General features: G+C 30.6%; 19 protein-coding genes. 17 read left to right on the forward strand and 2 right to left on the reverse strand.

The genetic code is table 11. The features are described from left to right. Positions 1–48 precede the first annotated feature (48 nt). Positions 49–1,572 (reverse strand): AbgT family transporter, encoded by a 1,524-nt coding sequence (locus tag HPRAE_RS01070; RefSeq protein ID WP_014552399.1) that lies wholly within the window; start codon positions 1,570–1,572, stop codon positions 49–51. A gap of 276 nt (positions 1,573–1,848) precedes the next feature. Between HPRAE_RS01070 and HPRAE_RS01075 the strand changes: the two genes are divergently transcribed. From HPRAE_RS01075 to HPRAE_RS01150, 17 genes are all read left to right on the forward strand, one after another. Continuing rightward, the gene (locus HPRAE_RS01075; RefSeq protein ID WP_014552400.1) at positions 1,849–3,363 is read left to right on the forward strand and encodes a bifunctional metallophosphatase/5'-nucleotidase; all 1,515 of its coding nucleotides are present in this window, start codon (positions 1,849–1,851) and stop codon (positions 3,361–3,363) included. Between the two features lie 249 nt (positions 3,364–3,612). Next, on the forward strand, positions 3,613–5,268 hold the full coding sequence (locus HPRAE_RS01080) for a Na+/H+ antiporter NhaC family protein (protein WP_041607107.1): 1,656 nt from the start codon (positions 3,613–3,615) through the stop codon (positions 5,266–5,268). A gap of 216 nt (positions 5,269–5,484) precedes the next feature. Further along, a complete protein-coding gene (locus tag HPRAE_RS01085; RefSeq protein ID WP_014552402.1) occupies positions 5,485–7,338 on the forward strand; it encodes a YgiQ family radical SAM protein in 1,854 nt (617 codons plus the stop codon). A 204-nt stretch (positions 7,339–7,542) separates the two neighbouring features. Further along, positions 7,543–7,677, forward strand: coding sequence for a hypothetical protein (locus HPRAE_RS11305; RefSeq protein WP_014552403.1), 135 nt, complete (start codon positions 7,543–7,545; stop codon positions 7,675–7,677). A 220-nt stretch (positions 7,678–7,897) separates the two neighbouring features. Beyond that, positions 7,898–9,106 carry an ABC transporter substrate-binding protein gene (locus tag HPRAE_RS01090; RefSeq protein WP_014552404.1) on the forward strand — a complete coding sequence of 403 codons (1,209 nt, stop codon included), beginning with the start codon at positions 7,898–7,900 and terminating at the stop codon, positions 9,104–9,106. A 76-nt stretch (positions 9,107–9,182) separates the two neighbouring features. Continuing rightward, on the forward strand, positions 9,183–10,046 hold the full coding sequence (locus tag HPRAE_RS01095) for a carbohydrate ABC transporter permease (RefSeq protein ID WP_014552405.1): 864 nt from the start codon (positions 9,183–9,185) through the stop codon (positions 10,044–10,046). Beyond that, positions 10,046–10,867, forward strand: coding sequence for a carbohydrate ABC transporter permease (locus tag HPRAE_RS01100; protein WP_014552406.1), 822 nt, complete (start codon positions 10,046–10,048; stop codon positions 10,865–10,867). Before HPRAE_RS01095 ends, HPRAE_RS01100 begins: the two co-directional genes overlap by 1 nt. A gap of 7 nt (positions 10,868–10,874) precedes the next feature. Further along, positions 10,875–11,870, forward strand: coding sequence for a LacI family DNA-binding transcriptional regulator (locus HPRAE_RS01105; protein WP_014552407.1), 996 nt, complete (start codon positions 10,875–10,877; stop codon positions 11,868–11,870). A gap of 16 nt (positions 11,871–11,886) precedes the next feature. Beyond that, positions 11,887–13,551, forward strand: coding sequence for a glycoside hydrolase family 13 protein (locus HPRAE_RS01110; protein WP_014552408.1), 1,665 nt, complete (start codon positions 11,887–11,889; stop codon positions 13,549–13,551). Positions 13,552–13,707: 156 nt separating this feature from the next. After that, positions 13,708–15,096, forward strand: a complete 1,389-nt coding sequence (locus HPRAE_RS01115; RefSeq protein WP_014552409.1) for an amidohydrolase family protein — start codon at positions 13,708–13,710, stop codon at positions 15,094–15,096. Between the two features lie 140 nt (positions 15,097–15,236). Continuing rightward, positions 15,237–17,594 carry a Lon protease family protein gene (locus HPRAE_RS01120; RefSeq protein WP_014552410.1) on the forward strand — a complete coding sequence of 786 codons (2,358 nt, stop codon included), beginning with the start codon at positions 15,237–15,239 and terminating at the stop codon, positions 17,592–17,594. Between the two features lie 82 nt (positions 17,595–17,676). Then, positions 17,677–18,822, forward strand: a complete 1,146-nt coding sequence (nagA, locus tag HPRAE_RS01125; protein WP_014552411.1) for an N-acetylglucosamine-6-phosphate deacetylase — start codon at positions 17,677–17,679, stop codon at positions 18,820–18,822. Positions 18,823–18,979: 157 nt separating this feature from the next. Further along, entirely contained in the window at positions 18,980–19,420 is a 441-nt protein-coding gene (locus HPRAE_RS01130; protein ID WP_014552412.1) for an Hsp20/alpha crystallin family protein, read from the forward strand. Between the two features lie 181 nt (positions 19,421–19,601). After that, a complete protein-coding gene (locus HPRAE_RS01135) occupies positions 19,602–20,672 on the forward strand; it encodes an alanine racemase (protein WP_014552413.1) in 1,071 nt (356 codons plus the stop codon). Positions 20,673–20,688: 16 nt separating this feature from the next. Then, complete coding sequence (locus tag HPRAE_RS01140) at positions 20,689–21,624, forward strand: LysO family transporter (RefSeq protein WP_014552414.1); 936 nt, start codon at positions 20,689–20,691, stop codon at positions 21,622–21,624. Between the two features lie 40 nt (positions 21,625–21,664). Continuing rightward, on the forward strand, positions 21,665–22,153 hold the full coding sequence (locus HPRAE_RS01145) for a GAF domain-containing protein (protein ID WP_014552415.1): 489 nt from the start codon (positions 21,665–21,667) through the stop codon (positions 22,151–22,153). Between the two features lie 26 nt (positions 22,154–22,179). Next, on the forward strand, positions 22,180–22,911 hold the full coding sequence (locus tag HPRAE_RS01150) for an HAD family hydrolase (protein ID WP_014552416.1): 732 nt from the start codon (positions 22,180–22,182) through the stop codon (positions 22,909–22,911). A 41-nt stretch (positions 22,912–22,952) separates the two neighbouring features. On the opposite strand, the gene HPRAE_RS01155 is transcribed toward HPRAE_RS01150, so the two are convergent. Then, positions 22,953–25,238, reverse strand: a complete 2,286-nt coding sequence (locus tag HPRAE_RS01155) for a family 65 glycosyl hydrolase domain-containing protein (RefSeq protein WP_014552417.1) — start codon at positions 25,236–25,238, stop codon at positions 22,953–22,955. Positions 25,239–25,248: the final 10 nt, after the last annotated feature.

The following is a 25,248-nucleotide window of genomic DNA, read 5'->3' on the forward strand; positions in this document are numbered from 1 at the left end:
GTCCCAGCCGAAAGGCTGGTCCTACTCTATATTAAAAATTATTTTTGTTTAATAGAAGATAGTTCCACCTGGACCAATTGGTAGATTGAAAATAAACCAGACAATTAATAAAAGAGTCCAACCAATCATAAAGGCTATTGAATAAGGAACCATTGTTGAGATTAAAGTACCAATCCCAATATCATCGTCATATTTTTTGGCAAAAGCTATAATTATTGCAAAATAAGACATTAAGGGAGTGATTATATTAGTAGTTGAATCTCCAATTCTATAAGCCATTTGTGTAAATTCTGGTGAATAGCCCAGCTGCATTAACATCGGCACAAAAACTGGGGCCATAATTGCCCATTTAGCTGAAGCACTGCCAATAAAGAGATTAATAAAACCAGCTACTATAATAAATGAGATAATTAAGGGTAAGCCAGTAAAATTAATTGACTGCAGAAACTCTGCTCCTCCGATAGCTAGAATTGTACCTAATTTAGACCACTTAAAATAAGCTACAAACTGACCAGCTGCAAAAGCAAGAGTAATATAGCCTCCCATACCTGCCATAGTTTCATTGAGGAATTTTGCTATATCATTACTATTTTCAATTGAGCCTGTTTTTTTACCATAAGCTAAACCAGGGACAAAGAAGAAAAGAGTAATTAGAGGTACTATACCTCCGACAAAAGGGCTGCCTCCCATAATTAAATTACCTTGATCATTTCTTAAAATTCCATTTTGAGGAACAGTTAGAAATAAAATAACTGCTAATAGAAGTCCAAGCCAAATCAAAGCAGATTTAATTCCATTATTTTCTTCACTTGTAATTTCTTCTAATGTTTCTTCATGGTCACCTTCATATTCACCAAAACGAGGTGCTACAATTTTTTCAGTTACCCAAGTACCTATTATTGTCACTAGAAAAGTAGATGCAACCATAAAGTAATAATTAACAGTTGGAGGGATAGTATAAGCTGGATCTATTAATTGTGCTGCCTCCTGTGAAAGACCAGCTAGTAAAGGATCTACAGTCGAGATTAATAAGTTAGCACTAAAACCACCGGAGACACCAGCAAAAGCAGCTGCTAAACCAACTAGAGGATGTCGACCTTTGGCTGCAAAAATAACTGCACCTAAAGGTACTAAAACTACATATCCAGCATCAGAAGCTATGTTTGACATAATACCAGCAAAGATCACAACAGCTGTAATATATCTATCTGGTGCACTTAAAACGGTCTTTTTTAGTACAGCTGAGATTAAACCTGATTTTTCGGCAACACCAACACCGAGCATTGCTACTAGAACTACACCTAAAGGTGCAAAACCAGTAAAATTACCAACAGCTTCAGTAAAAATTCTTCTAATTCCTGATTTGGATAATAAGTTAACTGCTCTAATTGTTTCTCCAGTACCTGGGTGGTTAACAGCTACTTCGAAGAGACTTACAAACCAAGATAGAAAAAGAACACAGACTGAAAAAATAAAGAATAAAATAACAGGATGTGGTAATTTGTTACCCGTTCTTTCAATCCGATTCAATAATCGATCTGTTAATCTTAAGTCTTTGTCATTTGTTAACATATTTTTCCTCCCTTTAATAAATTAATTAGTTTACTTTAATTAATTAAAGTAAACAAAATCTTAAAACCCAATACATAGTATACACTATATTTCTTACTTTTTCAAATAATCAAAACTTTCAGTTTTATAGATAGAATTCCAGCTGCAGTTAAACAAATTACAATTACCTATAATAGAAAAAATTTCTTTTTTGAGGCAGGAGAATTCAAAGTTATAACAAATTATATACTTAGAGAGAAAAGAAACACTTTTCAAAAAACTACGGAGGTGGAATTTGTGAAGTTCAAAAAATTATCAATTACTTTATTAACTTTAATTTTAGTTATGGTTTTATCTTTTACTATTTTAGCCAAAGAAGCTGAATTAAGGATTTATCATGTAAATGATGTTCATTCTCGAGTTGAAGAAGATGATTATGCAGGCAGTATGGGATATGCCAAAATGGCTACTTTAATTAAAGAAGCTAGGAGAGAAAAAGAAAATGTAATGTTTTTAGATGCTGGAGATACTTTCCATGGTCAAACTATTGCTAATATTAATCAAGGTGAATCGATTAGTCATATTTTAGATTTAATGAAACTAGATGCTTTAGTTTTAGGAAATCATGATTTTAATTTTGGTCAAGCTAGATTAAATGAATTAGCTGAAATGAGTAATTTTCCTTTTTTAGCTGCTAATTTAGTTAGAGAAGATGGCAAAGAAATTCCTTATACTAAAGATTATATAATAAAAGAATATGATGGTTTTAAAGTAGGTATTTTTGGTTTAGCAACACCCGAAACTGCTTATAAAACTCATCCAAAAAATGTTGAAGGTTTAAAATTTGCAGATCCAGTTAAAATAGCTCAAAAATCAGTTGATCAATTAAAAGATAAAGTTGATGTTGTAATTGCTTTATCTCATTTAGGAATCAGTGAAGGTAGTGATTATACCAGTAAAATGGTTGCTGAAAATGTAGATGGGATTGATTTAATTATTGATGGACACAGTCATAATGTAGTTGAAAGTGGTCTGATGGTAAATGATACTATGATAGTTATGGCAGGTGAATATTCTAAATATTTAGGTTATGTAGATTTAAGTTTTGCTGATGGTGAAATTACTGATTTAAAAGCTAATTTAATTCCAAGAGAAGCAACTAAAGATGTTGAAGAAGATTATATAATTTCAACAGTTGTTGATCGAATTAATAGGGCTAATGAAGTTATTACTTCTCAGGTAGTTGGTGAAACAGCAGTTGAACTAAATGGAGCAAGAGGAAATGTTAGAACAGGTGAAACCAATCTTGGTAATTTAATAGCTGATGCTTTAAGACACAAATTTGAAGCTGATGTAGCTTTAACTAATGGTGGTGGAATTCGTGCTTCTATAGCTAAAGGAGAAGTAACACAAGGTGATGTTATCACTGTATTACCTTTTGGTAATACTGCTATGTTAACAAAAGTTAGTGGTGCTGATCTGAAAGCTGCTTTAGAGCATGGAATTTCTGAATACCCTGCAACTGAAGGTCTTTTCCCTCAGGTTTCTGGAGTTAAATTTAGTTTTGACGGAGATGCTGAACCAGGAAATAGAATTAAAAAAGTTTGGGTAGCTGGAGAAAAATTAGATCCAAATAAGATCTATACTGTTGCCACTAATGATTTTATGAAAGCTGGTGGAGATGGCTATGAGATGTTTGCTGAAGCACCAATTTTAAGTGAAGCTGGTGGTTTAGAAGAAATTTTAATTGAATATATGGATGCAAACTCTCCTGTTGCACCAGAAGTTGAAGGTAGAATAATGGCTGAATAAAAACTTATTTAAAATAAAAATAAGATTTTGATTTTAAGTAATTCCCTCCTATTTTCAAGTAGGAGGGTTTTTTTGTTTAATTTTGAATACTTCTAAATCCTTTACAAATAGCTGAAAATTAGATAGAATTAAATCATGAATTTTTATTTTTAAGTAATAATAAAATAAAAAAAGGAGGTAATTATTATTAGTGGAGAAACTGTTGGTTTTTTGTCAATTATTCCGCCTTTATTAGCTATTTTATTAGCAATGTATACGCGGGAGGTATTAATTTCTTTATTTGCTGGAGTTTGGTCAGCTGCTTTAATTATTAGCAACTGGAATCCAATCACAGCGACTTCATTATCTTTACGCTGGATTGTGGGTACTGTTAATGATCCTTGGAATGCCAAATTTTTAATTTTAATTATGTTAATGGGAGCTGGAGCTGCTTTAATTTATAAGTCAGGCAGTGTTTTAGCTTTAGAAAAATGGATGGGTAATACAGTTAAAACTTCTCGAGATTCCCAAATTTTAACCTGGATGATTGGAATGTTTATTTTTATTGATTCTTATACTAGTACGATTGTAACTGGTAATGCAACTCGTGATGTCAGTATGAAAAATAAGACTTCAAGAGAAGCGCATTCTTATATTTTGGATTCTACAACAGCACCTGTAACAACTTTTGGGCCTGTTTCTAATTGGATTGGTTATCAAGTTTCAATGATCGCAGCTGGATTTACTGCTGCTGGAATTACTGCTCAGCAAATAGGAGTTACTCCTTATGCTGTGTTTTTGCGTTCTATTCCTTGGAATTTTTATTGTCTTTTGGCCTTTTTTATGGTTGGCTTTATAGCAATTACTCAAAGGTATTATGGGCCAATGTTAGATGCAGAATGGCGCTCACGTAAAGAAGGTAAATTAATGAAAGATGGAGCAGAAGCTTTATCAGATATCAATACTGATGTAGGAGAACAGAGTCAAAAAAACCCAAAATTGATTAATTTCTTTCTTCCAATCATTTCCCTTTTAGTTGTTAGTGTATTTTCTATGTGGTGGTTAGGAGAAGGCTATCAGAGTGGGGTTAGTATTGCTCAAGCTTTTCAGGAAACTGATATAGCTCTTTCTTTACTTTATGGTTCTTTTGCTTTTGTATTTTTTGCTCTCATTGGTTCTTTGTTTTATAGAACAATGTCTTTAAGTGCTGCTAGTGATGCAGTAATTGATGGTTTTAAGACAATGGTGATTGCAGCAGCTATAATTATTTTAGCTTGGACAATTGGACATGCAACTGACCAAGTTGGAACTGCAGAATATGTTGTTAATATTTTAATGAATATTGGTTTACCAGGTAGAGCTTTACCAATAATCATCTTTTTAGCAGCAATGTTTATTTCATTTACTACTGGAACTTCTTGGGGAACAATGGCTATTTTAACTCCAATTGCTGTTTCAACAGGTTACGAATTAGTAGGTTTTAGTATTGTACCTGTTTTGATGGGTATTTTATTTGGAGGGGCGATTTTTGGTGATCATGTATCACCAATTTCAGATACAACTGTAATGTCTTCAATTTTTGCAGGTTCTGATCATATTGACCATGTTACTTCCCAAATTCCATATGCCTTAACAGCTGCTTTTTCAACCCTTTTTACTTTAGTCTTATATGCTTTGGGAATTGATTCAGTAGTTATTCTATTAACCATTGCTTTTGTTTTAACCTTAGTTTTAACAATTGCTTTAAACAAATTTGATGCTAAAAGAAAAGGTTTACCTGAAGTAATGCCAACTGCAGCCGAAATGGAAGCAGGAATTACTTCAAAAACTAAAGCTAAGCTTTTTAATAAAATTGCAACTGCAGCTATAGCTTTTTATCTAATTTATATGATAAGTATTTTTCTTTTTGCTAATTTAGCTTCTTAGACTAGAGAGTAGATTATTTAAGAAAATAATTAGTTTTAAACCCCTGTAAATATCTGGCTAAAAAAGTCAAGATAAACAGGGGTTTCTTAATCCAAAATTTTTTTAAAGCCTTAATTTGTTTTTAAATTCGAAATTAAGCTTTTTTTCTGCTATAATACTTAGTAGAATGGTCAGTTTAAAGGGTCTAGAATAATAAAGGAGTTATTGATAACTTAGATGAAAAATAAAAATAATAATTTTAAGAAAAATGTTCAAGCAGAATTAGAAAACCCTAGAGATCAATTTATGGTGATTTCTAAGGCAGATATGGCTAAAAGAGGCTGGAAAAAGCTAGATTTTATAATAGTAAGTGGTGATGCTTATCTTGATCATCCATCTTTTGGCACAGCTATTATTGCTCGCGTACTAGAAGATGCTGGTTTTAAAGTGGGAATTATTGCTCAACCAAATTGGAAATCAACTCGAGATTTTAAAAAATTAGGTAAACCAAGATATGGGTTTTTAGTTTCAGCAGGTAATATGGATTCAATGGTTAATCACTTTTCAGTTACTAAAAATAGACGTAGTTATGATAATTATTCTCCAGGTGGAGAAAGTGGCCATCGTCCTGATCGAGCAACTATAGTTTATAGTAATCGTTTGCGAGAAGCTTATGGAGATATCCCAATTATTATTGGTGGTATTGAAGCGAGTTTACGCCGCTTTGCTTACTATGATTACTGGGACAATAGTGTTCGTCGTTCAGTTCTTTTTGATAGTAGAGCTGATCTTTTGGTCTATGGAATGGGAGAAAAACAAATTTTAAAAATTGCTGAAAATTTAGAAGCTGGTTTAGATATTAAATATATTAATTATCTCCCAGGAACAGCTTTTATAGCAGATGAGTTAGAATCACTTTATGATTATCAGCTTTTACCATCTTTGACAGAAGTTAAAAAAAGCAAAAAACAATATGCTTATGCTCATAAAATAGAATATTTAGAACAAGATCCAGTTCGGGGCCAACAATTAGTTCAGCAGCATGGAAATCGTTATTTAGTTCAAAATCCACCAGCTGAACCCTTAGCTCAAGCAGAATTAGATCATGTTTATTCTCTACCTTATCAAAGAGATTACCATCCAGTTTATGAAAAAGATGGTGGAGTACCTGCAATTAAGGAAGTTAAATTTAGTTTAGTGAGCTCTCGCGGTTGTTTTGGAGCTTGTGCTTTTTGTGCTATTTCTTTTCATCAGGGTAAAATGGTTACTGCTCGAAGTAAAGAATCTTTGCTGCAAGAAGCTAAAAAAATAATACAGCTAGATGATTTCAAAGGTTATATTCATGATGTCGGAGGACCTACTGCTAATTTTCGTCAGCCTTCTTGTTCAGCTCAAAGTTCACGCGGAATGTGTAAAACTAAAGAATGTCTTTTTCCTACTGCTTGTGGTGAATTAGAGGTTGATCATCAAGAATATTTTTCTATTTTAAGAGAGCTTAGAAATTTACCAGAAGTGAAAAAAGTTTTTATTCGTTCTGGAATTAGGTTTGATTATCTTTTAGAAGATCAAAATAGTGATCAATATTTAAAAGAATTAGCAGCTCATCATGTTAGTGGTCAACTTAAAGTGGCTCCTGAACATGTTTCTGAAAAAGTATTAACTGCTATGGGTAAACCTAAAATAGAAGTTTTTGATCAATTCCGACATGCTTTTTATCAAGTTAATCAGGAACTTGGTTTAGAACAATATTTAATTCCGTATTTTATTTCTAGTCATCCTGGAAGTAGATTAGAAGATGCTGTTGAATTAGCTGAATATCTAAGAGATATTAATCATCATCCTGATCAAGTTCAAGATTTTTATCCAACACCGGGAACAAAAGCTACTGCAATGTATTATAGTGGTTATGATCCTCAGACATTAGAAGAGATTTATGTAGCTAAATCAAGAGAAGCTAAAAAAATGCAGAGAGCCTTATTACAGTATCATAAAAAGGAAAATAAACAAATAGTGCGTAAAGCTTTAAAAATGGCTGGACGCAAAGATTTAATTGGTTATGATAAAAAAGCACTTGTTCAACCAACCCATTAAAATATTAGCAGACTAAAGAGGGAAAGAAATTAGTTTAAAAATATCCTTAAATAGCTTGCATTATAATTTAAAAGTAGTATAATCTAATTAATCCAACAAAGTGAGTAGCAGAGTTGATTATTAGGTTGGTAGTTTATATTTTTTGGAACAAGTAGATGTGCAGCGAGTATGTTCCCTAACACAATTATTAAGGGGGCATTACTAATGAAGAATATTTTTAAGCACAAGCGTACTCACAAAGATAAGTTGAAGCATAGCCAAAAAGCTGATGCAGATCAGAGACACGATAAATTAAAAAATAGTGCTTTAATGGAATATTATATGATGGGTGGCTATTAAAAAAGAAATTATTAGAACTCAGGGCAACTGCCCTGAGTTTTTTCTATCTAATTATTGTTTAAAAAGATAAAAGTTAAAAATTAAGAAAATTTAGCAAAAACAATGGTTTTTTATTGACTTTTTAAAATTGAATTGCTATACTTTAGTGGAAGCGGTTCCATATATATTTTTATATAATTATGGAAGCGGTTCCAAAAAAGAAATCGAGGGGGATTTATTAATGAAAAAGTTAGCTTTAGTTTTAATAATTTTAATTATCTGTTTTAGTTTTAGTTCATCTATTTTAGCTCAAACAATAGAATTAGAATTTTTTCAAAACAAAAGAGAAGCAGTAGCAACTTTTGACAAGTTAATTGAAAAATTTGAATCAGAAAATCCTAAGATTAAAATTGAACAAAATCATGTTCCAGATGCAGAAACAGTTTTAAAATCAAGATTAGCTCGCAATAGAATACCAGATATTATGGGATTAGGTGGTAATTTTACCTATGGGCAGATTGCAGATGCTGGAATTTTAATGAACTTTGATCAGGCTTCTTACTTAGATTTAACTCAAGCTGCTTATAGAAAAATGTTAAAAGATTTACAAAAAAATGAGATTAATTATGGCATTCCATATACAGCAAATGCAAATACAGTTTTATATAATAAAGATAAATTTGCTGAACTTGGTTTAAAAATACCTAAAACTTGGGATCAATTTATAAAAACAGCTGAAACTATTAAAGAAAATGGTGAGACTCCATTTTATTTAACTTATAAAGATGCTTGGACGATTATGATTCCTTGGAATGCTTTAGCTGCAAATTTACAGGGAGAAAATTTTATTGAGCAAAAAAATGCTAAAAAAACAACTTTTCAGTCTAGATATCAAGCTGTAGCTCAAAAAATGTATCAATTACTTGATTATGGTCAAGATGATATTTTTGGCTTTAGCTATGAACAGGGTAATCAAGCTTTTGCTCAAGGCAAATCTTTAATGTATATTCAAGGAGTATGGGCAATTAATCCAATTTTAAAAGCAAATCCTGATTTGAATTTAGGAGCTTTTGCTCTGCCAGCAACTAATCAAAAAGAACAAAATAAACTTGTTTCTGGGGTAGATACTGTTTTAACAATTAGCAAAAACACTGCTCATCCCAAAGCGGCTGAGAAATTTATTCAATTTCTTTTACAAGAAGAAAATGCTAAATTTTATATTAATGAGCAGTTAACTTTTTCAGCTGTTAAAAATGTATTTCAAAATGATCCAACAGTAGTTGATTTAAAAGAATACTTTGAAAAAGGAAAAATTGCTGCTTTCCCAGATCATTATTATCCTACTGGTATAGAAGTTCCTAATTTATTACAAGGTTTTCTTCATCGCGGTAATATAGAACAATTTTTAAAAGAACTTGATTCAGAATGGAATAAAGTTCAATCACGTTAATTAGCATAAATATAAAAAAGAGGGATTTCTCTAATTTAGGGTAAATCCCTTTTAAAATTAACTGGAGGTAATAAAGATGAAAAAAACTTCAGCTGTTTTTTACTGGATGACAATTCCTGCTTTTATTTTATTTTTTATTTTTCATACTCTACCTGCTTTACAAGGAATCTTTTATAGTTTTACAGATTATATAGGTTTTGGTAGCTATAGTTTTGTTGGTTTAAAAAATTATGTTAATTTATTTAAAGATGGTCGTGCTTTTGATGCTTATCTTTTTACTTTTAAATTTGCTATTGTAGCAACAATTATAGTTAATATTTTAAGCCTTTTAGTTGCCTTAGGCTTAAATGCTAAAATAAAATTTAAAAATACTTTTCGAGCAATTTATTTTGTACCTTATATGTTAAGTATTTTAGTAATTGGTTATATTTTTAATCATATTTTTACTTTTATTATTCCACAACTTGGCTCAAAATTTGGTTTAGATTTATTATCTAAAAATATTTTAGGTAACCTCGATTTAGCTTGGATTGGAGTAGTTATTCTGGCAGTTTGGAATGCTAGTGGTTTTAATATTTTACTTTATTTATCAGGTTTACAAACTGTGCCAGATGAATTATATGAAGTTGCTAAAATTGATGGAGCTGGGACTTGGAATCAGTTTAAACATATTACTTTTCCTTTAATTGCTCCCTTTTTTACAATTAATATTGTAATTTCAATGCGGGGCTTTTTAATGGTTTTTGACCATATAATGGCTTTAACAGAAGGTGGTCCAGGTAGAGCTACTGAATCTATAACTTTATTAATTTATAATGGTGGTTTTATGGGAGGAGAATTTGCTTATCAAAGTGCAAATGCAGTAATTTTTTTAGTAATAGTCTTAGCTGTCTCCTTTTTCCAAATTAAAGTACTACAAAAACGTGAGGAGGGTTACTAATGAATAAAAAGATAAATTGGTGGGCTACAGGCTTATTATTAATAGGATCTTTACTAATAATTATTCCTTTATATATGGCTTTTATAGTGTCTTTAAAAAACCCGGAACAATTAAATCGGTCTATTTTAGCTATTCCAGATTCAATCCAAATTTCTAATTATTTGCAGGCTATTAAAATGACAAATTATTTTGAGAGCTTAAAAAATAGTGTTTATGTTACTCTGCCAACAGTAGCAGTAGTTTTAATTGTTAACTCTATGGTTTCTTATGCTATTGCCAGAAATATGGATAAAAAATATTTTAAATTTCTTTATTATTATTTTATTAGTGCAATGTTTATTCCTTTTCCTTTAATAATGCTGCCAATTGTTAAAGAAATGGCAATTTTAAGACTTGATAATCTTAATGGTCTTATATTATTATATATAGTATACGCTTTACCATTAAATATTTTTATTTACGTTGGTTATATTAAATCTTTACCTCGAAGTATAGAAGAAGCAGCTATTATAGATGGGGCTAATGTTTGGCAAATTTTTTGGAAAATAATTTTTCCAGTTTTAAAACCAATTAATGCAACAATTGCTATTTTAACAGCTTTAAAGGCCTGGAATGATTTTTTACTTCCTTTATTGATGATTAGTGACCGTTCTAAAATGACTTTGCCCTTAGTTCAGCATGTTTTTCAATCACAATTTAGTACAAATTATAGTCTTGCTTTTGCTTCTTATATTTTGGCTTTACTGCCAATGCTTCTGGTTTATATTATAGCTCAGAAAAAAATAATTAGTGGAGTAATGAGAGGTTCAGTGAAAGGATAATTAAGTTATGGCAAAAGATAAAGTAAATATTTATGATGTGGCTGCAAAAGCTGAAGTCGGAATTGGTACAGTTTCTCGGGTTTTAAATAATAGTCCAAAGGTTAAGACTGAAACTAGAACTAAAGTTTTAGAGGTGATTAAAGAATTAAATTATCGGCCAAATAAGCTAGCACAAAATTTGGCGAGTCAAAAAGCAAATGCAATAGGAATTATAGTGCCTACTTTTATAGACCACTTTTTTGTAGAGGTTTTAAAAGGAATTCAGGCTGCTTTAGAAGCTGAAAAAATTGATTTGATTTTGTATAAAATTGATAAAGATCAAGCAATGTTAGATAAAATTTTGGATATTGTTCACAGCAAAAAAGTAGATGGAATTGTAGCTGTTACTATGGATATTGGAGAAGAAGATTATCAGCAGCTATTAGCAGAAGAAATACCAATTGTTTTAGCAGATGAGAAAAATGATGATTTTCATTCTATTTATTTAAATGATTTAAAAGGAGCAGAAATGGCTATTCAATATTTGCTGGCTCAAGGTCATCAAAAAATTGCTTTTATAAATGGAGTTCAAACTAGCCAGCATGGAATTAGAAGGCTCAAAGGAGTTAAAAACATTTTAGCTAAAAATGACCTAGTCTTAGAACCAGAATTATTAAAATTTGGTGATTTCAAGACTGAATCAGGCTATAAGTTAATGCTTGAAATTTTAGATTTACCCCAAGCTAATTGGCCAACTGCTGTATTTGCAGCTTCTGATAATCAAGCAATTGGAATTTTAGAAGCTTTAAAAGAAAAAAACATTAAAGTTCCAGCTGAGATAGCTGTAGTTGGCTATGATAATATAGAGTTAGCAGAGTATTTGAAAATAACTACTGTATGGCAGCCAATGTACAAATTAGGTTATCTGTCAATTGAGGTTTTATTAAAAGCAATTAGAGGTGAGCTTAATAATTTTTATCAGACAGAATTAGAATTAAAATTAATTAAAAGAGAAACTGCTTAAAAAAAGGGAGGCCAAAATGAATAAAAAGTGGTGGAAAGAAGCGGTAGTTTATCAAATTTATCCTCGGAGTTTTAATGATAGTAATCAAGATGGAATTGGTGATTTGAGAGGAATAATAGAAAAGATTGACTATTTAGATCAACTGGGGGTTGATGCTATTTGGTTAAATCCAGTTTATAAATCTCCAAACGATGATAATGGTTATGATATTAGTGATTATAAAGCTATAATGGATGAATTTGGAACAATGGAAGATTTAGAAGAATTAATGCAAGTTTTAGATGAGCATAATATTAAATTAATTATGGACTTAGTTTTAAATCATAGTTCAGATGAACATCATTGGTTTCAAAAGTCACGTCAAAGTAAAGATAATCCTTATCGTGATTATTATATTTGGCGAGATGGTAAAAATGGTGGTCCACCTAATAATTGGCAGTCATTTTTTGGTGGTTCAGCCTGGAAATATGATCAACAGACTGAGCAATATTATCTCCACCTTTTTTCCGAAAAACAGCCTGATTTAAATTGGGAAAATCAAGAATTAAGAGCAAAAATTTATGAGATTATCAACTGGTGGTTAGAAAAAGGAGTCGATGGTTTTAGACTAGATGTAATTAATTTAATTTCTAAAGACCAAGATTTTCCAGATGGCAAAAAAGAAGGACTTAGAGGTCATGAATATTTTGCTAATGGACCTCGAGTTCATGAATTCATCCAAGAAATGGCAGCTAAAACTTATAATAAATATCAAGCTATGACAGTTGGAGAAACTCCCTTTGTAGATAAAGATGAAGCTCTAAATTTTGTCAAAGCAGAAAGAAAAGAATTTTCGATGATTATTCCTTTTGAACATTTAGAGTTTGATAGTAAAGAGGGTTGGGCTCAAATATCTGATTGGAAATTAAAAGAGCTGAAGGATTTAATGAGTGATTGGCAGTTCAAATTACAAGAAAATAATGGTTGGACAAGTCTTTATTTTTGTAATCATGATCAACCCCGGATTGTATCTCGCTATGGAGATGATGGTCAATATAGAAGAGAATCTGCTAAAATGTTAGGAACTATGCTTCATACTTTAAGAGGAACTCCTTTTATTTATCAAGGAGAAGAAATCGGAATGACTAATATTAATTTTGACTCTTTGGCAGATTTTGATGATATTGAAACCAGAGCTAAAATTAGAGAAGAACAGGCAAAAGGGAACTTAAGCCAAGCTGAAATTTTAGAAATTGCAAATTATAGAACTAGGGACAATGCTCGAACTCCTATGCCCTGGAATGAAGAAGAATATGCTGGATTTTCAGAAACTAAACCTTGGTTAAAATTAAATAGTAATTATCCAGAGATTAATGTTGAAAAAGAACTGGCAGCTTCAGATTCGATTTTTAAATACTATCAAAAACTAATTGCTTTAAGAAAAAAATATCCAGTTTTTGCTTATGGGAAATATAAACTATTATTAGCAGAACATCCAGATATTTATGCTTATCAACGTTTAGGCTCAAAAAATAATTTATTAGTACTTTTAAACTTTAGTTCTCAAGCAGCTGTTTTTGATTTAAGGACTGAATTGTCTGTAAATCAGGCAGAATTATTGCTAACTAATTACCAGTCAGAAAATAAATTCAGTTTAAAAGGCAGTTTAAAACCATATGAAGCTAGAGTTTATCTTCTTTAAATTAAATACTTTTTTTAAAAGCTAAAATTTTGTTTTGAAAGCTAAAGCCTCCAAATTTATTTGGAGGCTTAATTTTTTAGTTAGTTTAAAATTAATCAATTTGGTGCAGGAATCTTAAGACTGGTAGTCGAATTAGTTTAATACAGAGGTGGAAATATGAAGAAAAAATTATTAAAAAATGCTAAAATTGTTGATGATAAAGGTATTAGAAAATCTGATTTAATAATTGAAGGAGAAAAAATAGCGGGAGAAGAAAAAAGAGGTTTTTTTGCTGCTAAAGAAGATCAAGCTGGGCTTGAAGTTATAGATTTGGCTGGTAAATATCTTTTTCCAGGTTTAGTTGATGCAAATACTAATTGTTTTTTTAGTTCTGATTCTAATTCAGTTAAAGAAAATTTTTACCAAACTAGCTTAGAGGCAGCAGCTGGTGGAATTACTACAATTATTGATTATATAGATTTTCCTGAAAATAATAATTTTAGAGAAGCAGTTTTTAAACAAAAAGAAAAAGCAAAGGCTTCAATTGTTGATTATAGTTTTCATCAAATATTAACTGATTTTAACTCTAATATTTCTGAAAGTTTAGTTGATTTAAAAGATTTGGGTATAGCCAGCGTTAAATTATTTACTACTTATCAAAAAGAAGGTTATATGCTGAGTCAAAAACAAAGAAAAGAACTTTTTCAAAGTTTAAACGAAACAAAAATCTTAGCTCAAGTCCATGCAGAAGATAATGATTTGATTCAGGATTTAAAAGAAATTTATTCTAAAAGAAATCTAACTGAATTAAGATTTACTACTGCAATTAGGCCAGGTATTTCTGAGGCTTTAGCAATTAAAAAACTGGGGAATGAAGCCTTAGAAGCTGATATTCCTTTATACATTGTTCATTTGTCAGCTGCTGAAAGTTTAGAAGCAGTTAGAAATTTAAGAGCTAAAAAAGCTCAAATTTACATAGAAACTAATCCTCATTATTTGATGCTTGATGATTCTTATTTAAATAGCAGTCAAGCTCTACTTTATTTAATGATTCCCCCTTTAAAAACACGCTATAATAATCAACTTTTATGGCAGGGAGTTAGTCAAAATGAATTTCAAGTTTTAGCAAGTAATCACTTTAATTTTAAAGCAGAAAAAATAGCTGATTCAGGGTTTAATTTTGAAAATTTAATTGGAATTCCCGGGACAGAAACTATTTTATCTCTTTTATATAGTTCTGGAGTTAGAAATAATAGAATAACTATTCGAGAATTGATTGAAATGCTAGCTGTTAATCCAGCTAAAATTTTTGGTCTTTATCCAGAAAAGGGATCTTTAGAAATTGGTACTGATGCAGATTTAACTGTTTTTGATCCTAATTTAGAAAAAAGATTAAAAGCAGCTAACTTATATTCTACTTCCAAAAAAAGTCCTTACCATGATTTTACAGTTAAAGGCTGTCCAATTATGACTTTTAGAAGAGGTAAATTAATTTTTGAGCAAAAGCTAAAAGCAGCTAAAGGAAGTGGGAAATTTATTTTTGCTCATAGTTCAAGTCTTTTTTGATCTAAATAGTTAATTTATAATATTCAGTTCAATTCTAGTTGAAAGCAGGAAAGATTACATTTTTAGAGAAATTATTTATATAGCAATAATTTTAAAATTCTGTTTTTTTTGATTTCTAAAAATAATTAAGGAGTGAAAAAATGGACAAATATAAAATTAAGAATTCTGATTTGGATTATAATTTTAAAGCTGAAAATTTAGATTTCACAACAACAGCAGAGCTTAGTTCAACTGATAAAAAAATAATTGGTCAACAAAGAGCAGCAGATTCGCTTGATTTTGGAATGAGAGTTAATAAATGTGGCTATAATATTTTTATGGCAGGAGAATCTGGAACTGGAAAATCAACTTATGCCGAAAATATGGCTCAAAAAAAGGCTGCTAGTTTAGATAAGCCCCAAGATATACTTTATGTTTTTAATTTTGCTGAAAAAGAAAAACCAAAATTAATGAAAGTTCCAGCTGGGATGGGAACTGAATTAAAAACTGATATGAAAAAAAGTATAGAAGAATTAAAAACAGAAATACCAAGGGCTTTTGAAGGTGAAGAATATGAACAGGAAAAAAAGGAAATTTTAAATGAATATCAGCCTGAATCAAATAGACTAATGCAGGAGTTTGAAGAATCAGCTCGGGCCAAGGGATTTAGTTTAAAAAACACTGCTCAAGGCTTAATTCCAGTGCCGATTGATGAAGAAGGAGAAGCAATCTCTAGAGAAGATTTTCAGGATTTAGCTGAAGAAAAAAAAGAGGAAATTCGAAGTGAAAGCCAAAAAATACAAAATGAAATGGATCAGGTTATGCGAAAAATTCGCTCGATTAAGGCTCAAGCTCAATCAGAATTAGAAGCCTTAGAAAAGAAAATTGGAATTTCAGTTGTTCAACCTATTATTTGTCATTTAAAAGATAAATATCAAGAATCAAAAGCTGTTAAAAAATATTTAGAAGATGTGCAAGCAGATATAGCCGATAATATTAATCGTTTTCGCAAAAATGAAGAAGAACAACAAAATCCTTTAGCAGCAATGCAAAAGCAAGATAAAGACAATTTTTTTATTCGTTACCAAATAAATATTTTTGTTGATAATAATAAAACTGAAGGTGCACCAGTTGTTTATGAAAAAAATCCTACTTATTATAATTTATTTGGAAAAATTGAAGGTGAAAGTAAATTTGGAACAATTACAACAAATTTTACAATGATTAAAAGTGGTTCTCTTCATCAGGCAAATGGAGGTTTTTTAATTATTCAGGCTAAAGATTTATTAAATAACCCCTTTTGTTGGAATACTTTAAAAAGAGCTTTGATTAACCAAGAAATAGCTGTGGAAAATATTGGTGAACAATATAGGAGTATCCCAATTATTACTTTAAAACCCGAAGCTTTAGATTTAAATCTAAAAGTAATTATGATTGGTTCAGCATATATTTATCACTTGCTTTATAATTATGATGAAGAATTTGCGGAATTATTTAAGATAAAAGCTGATTTTGATACGAAAATGGAGAGAAACAAAGAAAATATAACTAAATTTGCAAATTTTATTGCTTCTATAATTAAAAGAGAAGATTTAAAAGATTTTAGTGCTGAGGCAGTTGCTAAAATGATTGATTTTAGTTCTAGATTAAGTCGAGATCGGAATAAATTATCAACAAAATTTAATAAGATTATAGAAATTTTGTATGAAGCAGATGTTTGGTCAAATAGCTTTAATGAGAAAATTGTTAGTCTTAATTCAGTTCAAAAAGCAATTGCAGAAAAAGAAAGACGCTCAAATTTATTAGAAGAAAAAATTCAGGAACAAATTGATCGAGATCATTTATTATTAGATCTAAGTGGTCAAGAGATTGGACAAATCAATGGACTTTCTGTTTATCAGGCAGGCAATTATAGTTTTGGTCGTCCAGCTCGAATTACAGCTCGGAGCTATTTAGGCCAAGATGGGGTAATTAATATTGAAAGAGAAGCAAAAATGAGTGGAAGAATTCACAGTAAAGGTGTTATGATTTTAACAGGTTATTTAGGTGGTAAATATGCCCAAGAAGCTCCTTTGAGTTTGACTGCTTCTATTGCCTTTGAACAAAGTTATGGAGGAGTTGATGGAGATAGTGCAACTTGTGCTGAAGTAGTTGCTTTACTTTCTTCTTTAGCTGAACAGCCAATTCGACAAGATATAGCAATAACTGGTTCTATGAATCAAAAAGGTGTTGTGCAGCCAATTGGTGGAGTTAATGAAAAAATTGAGGGCTTTTTTAAAGTATGTGAGGCCCAAGGTTTAACTGGGAAGCAGGGAGTTATTATACCTCAGCGTAATTTGGATAATTTAATGTTAGAGCAAAAAGTAATTACAGCAATTAATGAAGGCCAATTTAATCTTTATAGTATCGAAAAAATAGATGATGCTTTAGCAATAATGCTGGGCCAAAGTCCTAGTCAAATTCACCAAGCAGTTGCTGATAAATTAGCTGAATATGCTGAATTAGAAACTGAAGCTTAATTTAAACTTAAGTTTAAAAATGTAATAGATTTTATTTTATTTTTATTTTAAATTAGATAAGTTATATTTAGAGGTGAATTAAATGAAAAAATTAATAAAAAATGCAAAACTAATTTTAACAGATAAAGTTATAAATAATGGTTCTCTAGTTTTTGATTCTAAAACTGGGAAAATAGAAAAGGTCTTAGCTTATCAATTTGAAGCTGGGCCAGAAATAGAAGTTATTGATGCTCAGGGAGGTTATCTGAGCCCAGGTATGATTGATACTCATATTCATGGTGCAGGTGGTTTTGATACAATGGAGGCTTCAGCTGAAGCTTTAACTGCAATAGCTAAAATTTTAGCTAGTTATGGTGTGAGTTCGTTTTTGCCGACAACGATGACTATGGCTAAAACTGAAATTCAGGCTGCTCTAGAAAACATTAGAGAGGTTAAAGCAAATAAACCAGTTGGAGCTAAAGTTTTAGGAACAAATGTTGAAGGTCCTTTTATTAGTCCTGATTATATTGGGGCTCAAAATAGTGAAAATTTAATTAAGCCAGATCTTGATTTATTAAGAAATTATTATGATGTAATTGAAATTGTTACCTTAGCACCTGAAGTCGAAGGTGCACTTGAGTTAATTGAAGAATTAACTCAAAATAATATTATTAGTTCTGCTGGTCATTCAGCTGCTAGTTATAAAGAATTTAAACAGGCTTATCAAGTTGGAATGGATCACTTTACTCATTTATATAATGCAATGACAGGTTTACATCATCGTAAACCTGGGCTTGTAGGGGCAGCTTTTGATTCAGATAGTACAGTCGAATTAATTGTAGATTTAATCCATCATCACCAAGCAGTTGATCGTTTTACTATTCAAGCTAAAGGTGTTGACAAGGTTATCTTAGTTTCTGATGGAATGGAAGCAACTGGGTTAGAACCAGGAGAATATGAGCTGGGAGGTCAAAAAGTTATTGTTAAAGATGGTGCTGCTCGCTTAGAGAATGGAGTTCTAGCAGGTAGTGTTTTAACTTTAGATCAAGCAGTTAGAAATTTATTAGAAATAACTGACTTATCTATATCAGAGGTTTTTAAAATGGCTACTTTAAATCCAGCTAGAAAATTAAAATTAGAGCATAAATTAGGAAAATTAGAAAGAGGTTATCAAGCTGATTTAGTTATTTTTGATCAAAATTTTCAGGTCCAAAAAACATTTATAGATGGCCGCGAATTTAAGAGTTAATTTGATAAAAATGAAGTATTAAGTATATAATTTCAATTAAAAGTCAATAAATAAATTAATTTCTCATTTGTTTATTTTGACCTTTCCTGACTTTCGTCTTATAATATAATTAGAAAATAAAGATGAAAAAATAAAAAAAATTTCGGAGGTGGTTTTGATGTTTGATTTAGTACCATTTAGAAACCGCAGTCGTCGTCAGGTAAGTGAAAGAGATGAAGATCCATTTAACAATTTAATGTCAAATTTCTTTGGTGATATGATGGATTTTGCTGGCTCTAACTTTAGAGCTGATATTAAAGAAAGTGAGACTGAATATACTATTGAAGCAGAAATGCCTGGTATGAAAAAAGAAGATATTAATTTAGAAATTAATAATGATTATCTAACCATTTCGGCTGAACAAAAGCAGGAAAAAGAAGAAAAAAATGATAACTATATTAGGCGTGAACGAAGAAAAGGAAAATATGCACGCAGCTTTTATCTAGAAAATGTAAGAGAAGATGATATAGAAGCTAATTATGATGATGGTATATTGAGAGTTCACCTACCCAAAGCAGAGGAAACACCTGTTAAAAAACGGACTATTGAAATTAAATAGAATTAAAATAACAACTTAAATAAATTGATTATTAAACTCGGCCTTTTGGTCGAGTTTATTTTTTTAGGCAGGAAAACAAAGTTGATTGAAGAATATATTAATTAAGAAAATATAATTTATAATTTATAAATAATAGTATAATTTTTAAGGAAATTTTAATTAAAAAACTGGAGGCTGAAAATTGTCTTATCCAAAATTAGATATTTATTTAACTAAGATTGAAGCAAATGCTCAAAAGTTAAAAAAAGAATTAAAGGCAAAAAAAATAAAATTAACAGCAGTAGTTAAAGGTTTGGCTGGTGATGTAGAAATTTTTAAGGCTTATCAAAAAGCAGATATTAAAAGTATAGCAGATTCTAGGTTAAAAAATATTATTAAATATAGAAAAGCAGGTTATCAAGGTGAAATTTTAATGCTTAGAATTCCAATGCTTTCTGAAATTGAAAAAATGATCCCTTATGTTGATTCTGTTTTAGTTAGTGAAGCAAAAACTGCTAGTTTGATTTCGAAATTTGCAGTTAAGCAGAAAAAAGTTATTGATCTCATAATTATGGTTGATCTGGGAGATAGGAGAGAAGGAATTTTAGCTAAAAATTTATTAGCTTTAGCAGCAAAAATAAAATCATTATCAGCTGTTAATTTAAAAGGGATTGGCACTAATTTGGGTTGTTTTGCTGGAATTATTCCTGATGATGAAAATACTAAAAAACTGATTGCTTTAAAAAAGGAATTAGAAAACAGTTTGAATTTCAAATTAGATATTTTATCTGCTGGTAATACAGCAACTTTAAAATTAATTAAAGAGCCTGAACTTAGTTCAGAAATTACTAATCTAAGAATTGGTGAAGGAATTTTAATTGGTACAGATATTATTAACCAAGATTTACTGCAGGATTATAATCACTATAATTTTAGATTGCAGGCAGAAATTGTTGAATTAAAAGCAAAGCCTTCTTCACCAGAGGGAGAGATTGCTTTTGGAGGCCAAGGAAGGGGGCAGCTAATTGAAGATAAAGGTTTAAGAAAAAGAGCTATTTTGGCAGTTGGTAAACAGGATATAGATTATCAGGGCTTATATCCTAAACAAAAAGGGGTTCAAGTTTTGGGGGCCAGTAGTGATCATTTAATTACTGATATAACAGATGCTGAGCTTGAGCTAGAAGTTGGAGATATTTTAGAGTTTAAGCTCAACTATAGTGCAATGTTGAGAGCTATGACTTCTCAATATATCACTAAAAATTACATAAAATAGTAGTGGAGGGATAAGTGTGGATTTGTATTTGATTATTTTGTTTTTATTTTCGGGGATTGGACTTGGCTTTTTTTTAGATCAAGAAAATTATTTTGTTAAGTTTGCAGATTTAATTACAAAAGGTGGTTTAGTTATTTTACTTTTATCGATGGGGACTAATTTAGGTAGTAATGAGCAGATAGTTCTTCATTTAGGAGAAATTGGACTACAGGCTTTTGTTTTTGCTATTTCTAGTATTATTTTTAGTGTGCTGGCAATTGTCATTTTTGTTAAAAGTTTTGCTTTAAACAATTTGCTTTTAAAAGCTGGCCCAGAGACAGAAGTAGAGATTGAAGAAGAAAATGGAGATAATACAATGACAATTTTAATTTTCACTTCAGTAATTGTCGGAATTTTAATTGGTTATTTCTTTTTAGTAGGGTCAGAAAATGCCTGGATTGATACAGTAACTAATTATTCTTTAGGAGTACTGCTTTTTGGAGTTGGAATTGATATTGGAGCTAGTAGAGAAATCCTAAAAGATATAAAAGTACTTGGTTGGAAATTATTTGTGATTCCAATTTTAATTGGGATTGGCTCTTTAGTTGGAGCAATTTTGATTGGTATTTTCTTTGGTTTTACAACTGGAGAATCAGCAGCAGTGGGGGCTGGTTTTGGTTGGTATAGTTTATCTGGTGTTTTAATTTCTAAATTACATAGTGCAGAGCTTGGTTCATTAGCTTTTTTAACTAATGTGTTTCGGGAATTACTTACAGTGATGGTTTTACCTTTAGTAGCTAAATATTTTGGCAGTTTAGCTTCAATTGCTCCTGGAGGAGCAACTACAATGGATGTTACTTTGCCGATGGTTAAAGAATGTGGAGGAGAAGCAGTGGTGATCCCTGCTTTTGTTAGTGGAGTTATTCTTTCGACTGCAGTTCCGATTTTAGTTCCGTTTTTTCTAAGCCTCTAGCTTAAAATTAATTTTTAATTTATAAAAAAGGAATGATAAAATGCTAAATAAAGAAAAAAATCTTGCTGATATAAATCGTTCATTAGCAGCACTATTAGGACCAGAAACTGATTGGTTAGCTAATTTAGCCAATAGTTCAGCTCTCTTATTTAATTTTATGGAAGATCTGAATTGGGCTGGATTTTACCTAAAAAAAGAAGAACAGTTAGTTTTAGGTCCTTTTCAAGGGCAAACTGCCTGTGTGCGGATTGATAAAAATAAAGGGGTCTGTGGTACGTCATATGCTCAGAGAAAAATAATGCTAGTTGAAGATGTTAATCAATTTCCAGGTCATATTGCTTGTGATCCTAATTCTCGTTCCGAAATTGTCTTACCTTTAATTGTTAAAGGACAAGTAATTGGAGTTTTAGATATAGATAGTCCTCAGCCAGCTAGATTTGATGATTTAGATCAAAAATATCTAAAAGAATTTGTTGAAATTTTAATTGAACAGACTGATTTTTCAGCTTTAATTGAAAACTTTAGTTAATAATTTAGATTAAGTGAGGTGTTATTTTGCTAAAAAATAAAGATGTTTTTTTCTTTGATTTAGATGGTACTCTCTTAAATATTGAATTAGAAGAGTTTTTAAAATATTATTTTGAGGCACTGAGCCAAAAATTTAATGATTTATGTTCTGATCCTAAAAAATTCAGTCAGATTTTAATGGCTGCAACTGAAAAAATGATTAAAAATGATGGAAGCTGTAAAAATCAAGAGGCTTTTATGCAGGATTTTAAACAGAAGTTAAATATTAATGATCAAGCTAAAGTTGAAAAAATAAAGGCTAGATTCGATAAATTTTATCAATCTGATTTTATTGGTTTAGCTAAATATTTTGACTTAGATCAAAAGTTACCAGCGCAGATTATTAATTATTTAAAGCAGAAAAATAAGAGATTAGTTTTAGCCACAAATCCTCTTTTTCCTAAAGAGGCTGTGATTGCTAGATTAAAATGGATTGGAATTGAAGCAGCTAATTTTGAGTTAATAACTCATTATGAAAATATGAGCTATGCTAAACCAAATCCAAATTATTACCAAGAAATTTTAACTAAAATAGATGCAGAGCCTGCTAATTGTTTAATGATCGGTAATGATTTAAAAGAAGATGCTGTAGCAACTGAAGTAGGAATTGAGACTATAATTATTGAAGATAATTTAATTAATCGAAAAGACAGTGATTATTCTATCAGTTGGCAGGGAAGTTTAGTGGAGTTCGAAAAATTAATAAAAGAAAAGATATAAAAAAATCTCCAGCCTTTTAAGTAATTAGGCTGGAGATTTTATTATTTTTCTACAACTAGTGTTTTTGTTTTTTTGAGTTCATATTCTTTTTGATAAACTTTAATTTTTAATGAATTACCCTTTTCAAGTGAAAAATAACTTTTATTTTTTTGTACTTCAACTTTAATTCTGTGGCCCCTAAATAAGATCATAAAACTAAATCCATCCCAGGCAGTAGGTAAAAATGGTTTAAATGCAATTTGTCCTGCCTTAACTTTAAAACCAGCAAAACCTTTGACAATAGACATCCAACTGCCAGCCATACTGGTAATATGCAGACCATCATCTGTATCAGTATTATAATTATCAAGATCTAAGCGGGCAGTTCTTAGATACAGCTGATATGCTTTTTCTTCTCTTTCCAAGTCAGCTGCTAAAATCGAATAAATACAGGGAGAAAGTGAAGACTCATGTACTGTTCGTGGTTCATAAAAGTCATAATGTCTGGCAATACTTGCTTGATCAAAATCATCTTTAAAATAATAAATACCTTGTAAAACATCTGCCTGTTTAATATAAGGAGAGCGTAATATTCTATCCCAAGACCAGTTTTTATGCAGAGGAATATCTGCTGGCTTAAGGTCAGAGACTAATTTCTGCTCTTTGTCAAGATAACCATCTTGCTGAGCATAAATATCATATTCTTCTAAATAAGGATAATACATTTTTTCCGTCATATCCTGCCATAATTCCAATTCGGAATCTTTGAGTTGAAGTTTTTCTATCCACTTTTGATATTTTCGGGGTTGATTTGCTTCTAGTTTTTTTAGACTTTTTAAAGTGTAATTTAAAGTCCAAACTGCTATTCGATTAGTATACCAATTATTATTAACATTATTTTCATATTCGTTTGGCCCAGTAACCCCTAGAATCATATATTTTCCTTGACGAGGATTAAAATGAGATCTAGCTGCCCAAAAACGAGAAATTTGAGCTAAAACTGGAATACCATATTCTGCTATATATTTTTGATCACCAGTATAATCTACATAATCTTTAATTGCATGAGCTATGGCTCCATTACGGTGTATTTCTTCAAAAGTTATTTCCCATTCATTATGACATTCCTCACCATTGATTGTTACCATTGGATAAAGAGCACCTTCTAAACCTAGTTTATCTGCATTTTCCACAGCTTTTTGTAAGTGATTATATCTATATAAAAGTAAGTTACGGCTCACAGAGTCACTATGTGTTGCTAGATAAAAAGGCAGACAGTAAGCTTCAGTATCCCAATAAGTTAAACCTCCATATTTTTCGCCAGTAAATCCTTTAGGACCAATATTTAATCTAGGATCATGACCAGTATAGGTTTGATTTAAGTGGAAAATATTAAAACGAATACCCTGTTGTGCTTCTGGATCACCTTTGATTTTTATATCACTTTCTTGCCAAATTTGAGCCCAAGCCTTTTGGTGTTGACTAAATAGTTGAGAATAACCAGCTTTAAGAGCAGCAGCAGCTTTAGCTTTAGCTTTTTTAGTAATTTCTGTTTTTGGATAATCACGACTTGTGCAGACTGCCAGATATTTATTTAATTCGATATTCTGTTCTTTTTTAGCAGTTAGTTTAATTTTATTAGCAGTATAATTAGTTTCAGTTGCTAATTCTACTTCATATTGATCAGTATTGAGTTCCCAATTCATGGCAGTAGTAACTATAAAATTGGATTTCCTAGTTTTCATTGTTAAGAATGAATTCCCAATTTTATTATCTTGATTTAAATTTTCCCAGAAAAACTCATCGTAGTTTGCATCTTCATTTTTTATATTACCATTTAGATAAGGAGTTATTTCAATTTCTATATTTTGATTAAGGGGACATAAACTATATTTTAAAGCAGCGATTTCTTTTCTATCTTGACTTAAAAATCTTTTTTCGGTAATTTTAGTCCTTTTATTTTTTACCTTAACAATAAAAGTTCTTTCTAAGTAGGCTTCTTTCATATTTAGAGTTCTTTTAAAGCTTGTGAATTCAATTTGATTAAGATCAATTTCTCGACCATCTATTTTCAGATTAAGACCAATAAAATCAGCAGCATTAGCAATTTTAGCAAAATATTTGGGATAACCATTTTTCCACCAGCCAACAATGGTTTTATCTGGATAATAGACACCAGCAATATAAGTACCTTTTAAACTATCACCACTATATTTTTCGGCGAAATTACCTCTTAAACCCATATGACCATTGCCTAAGCTCATTATACTTTCTGTGACTCGATTATATTCTGGATCAAATCCGTTTTCAATAACTTTCCATTCATCAACTTCGAAATATTTTTTCAAAAAATCCACC

Source organism: Halanaerobium praevalens DSM 2228 (assembly GCF_000165465.1).
Classification (GTDB): domain Bacteria; phylum Bacillota; class Halanaerobiia; order Halanaerobiales; family Halanaerobiaceae; genus Halanaerobium; species Halanaerobium praevalens.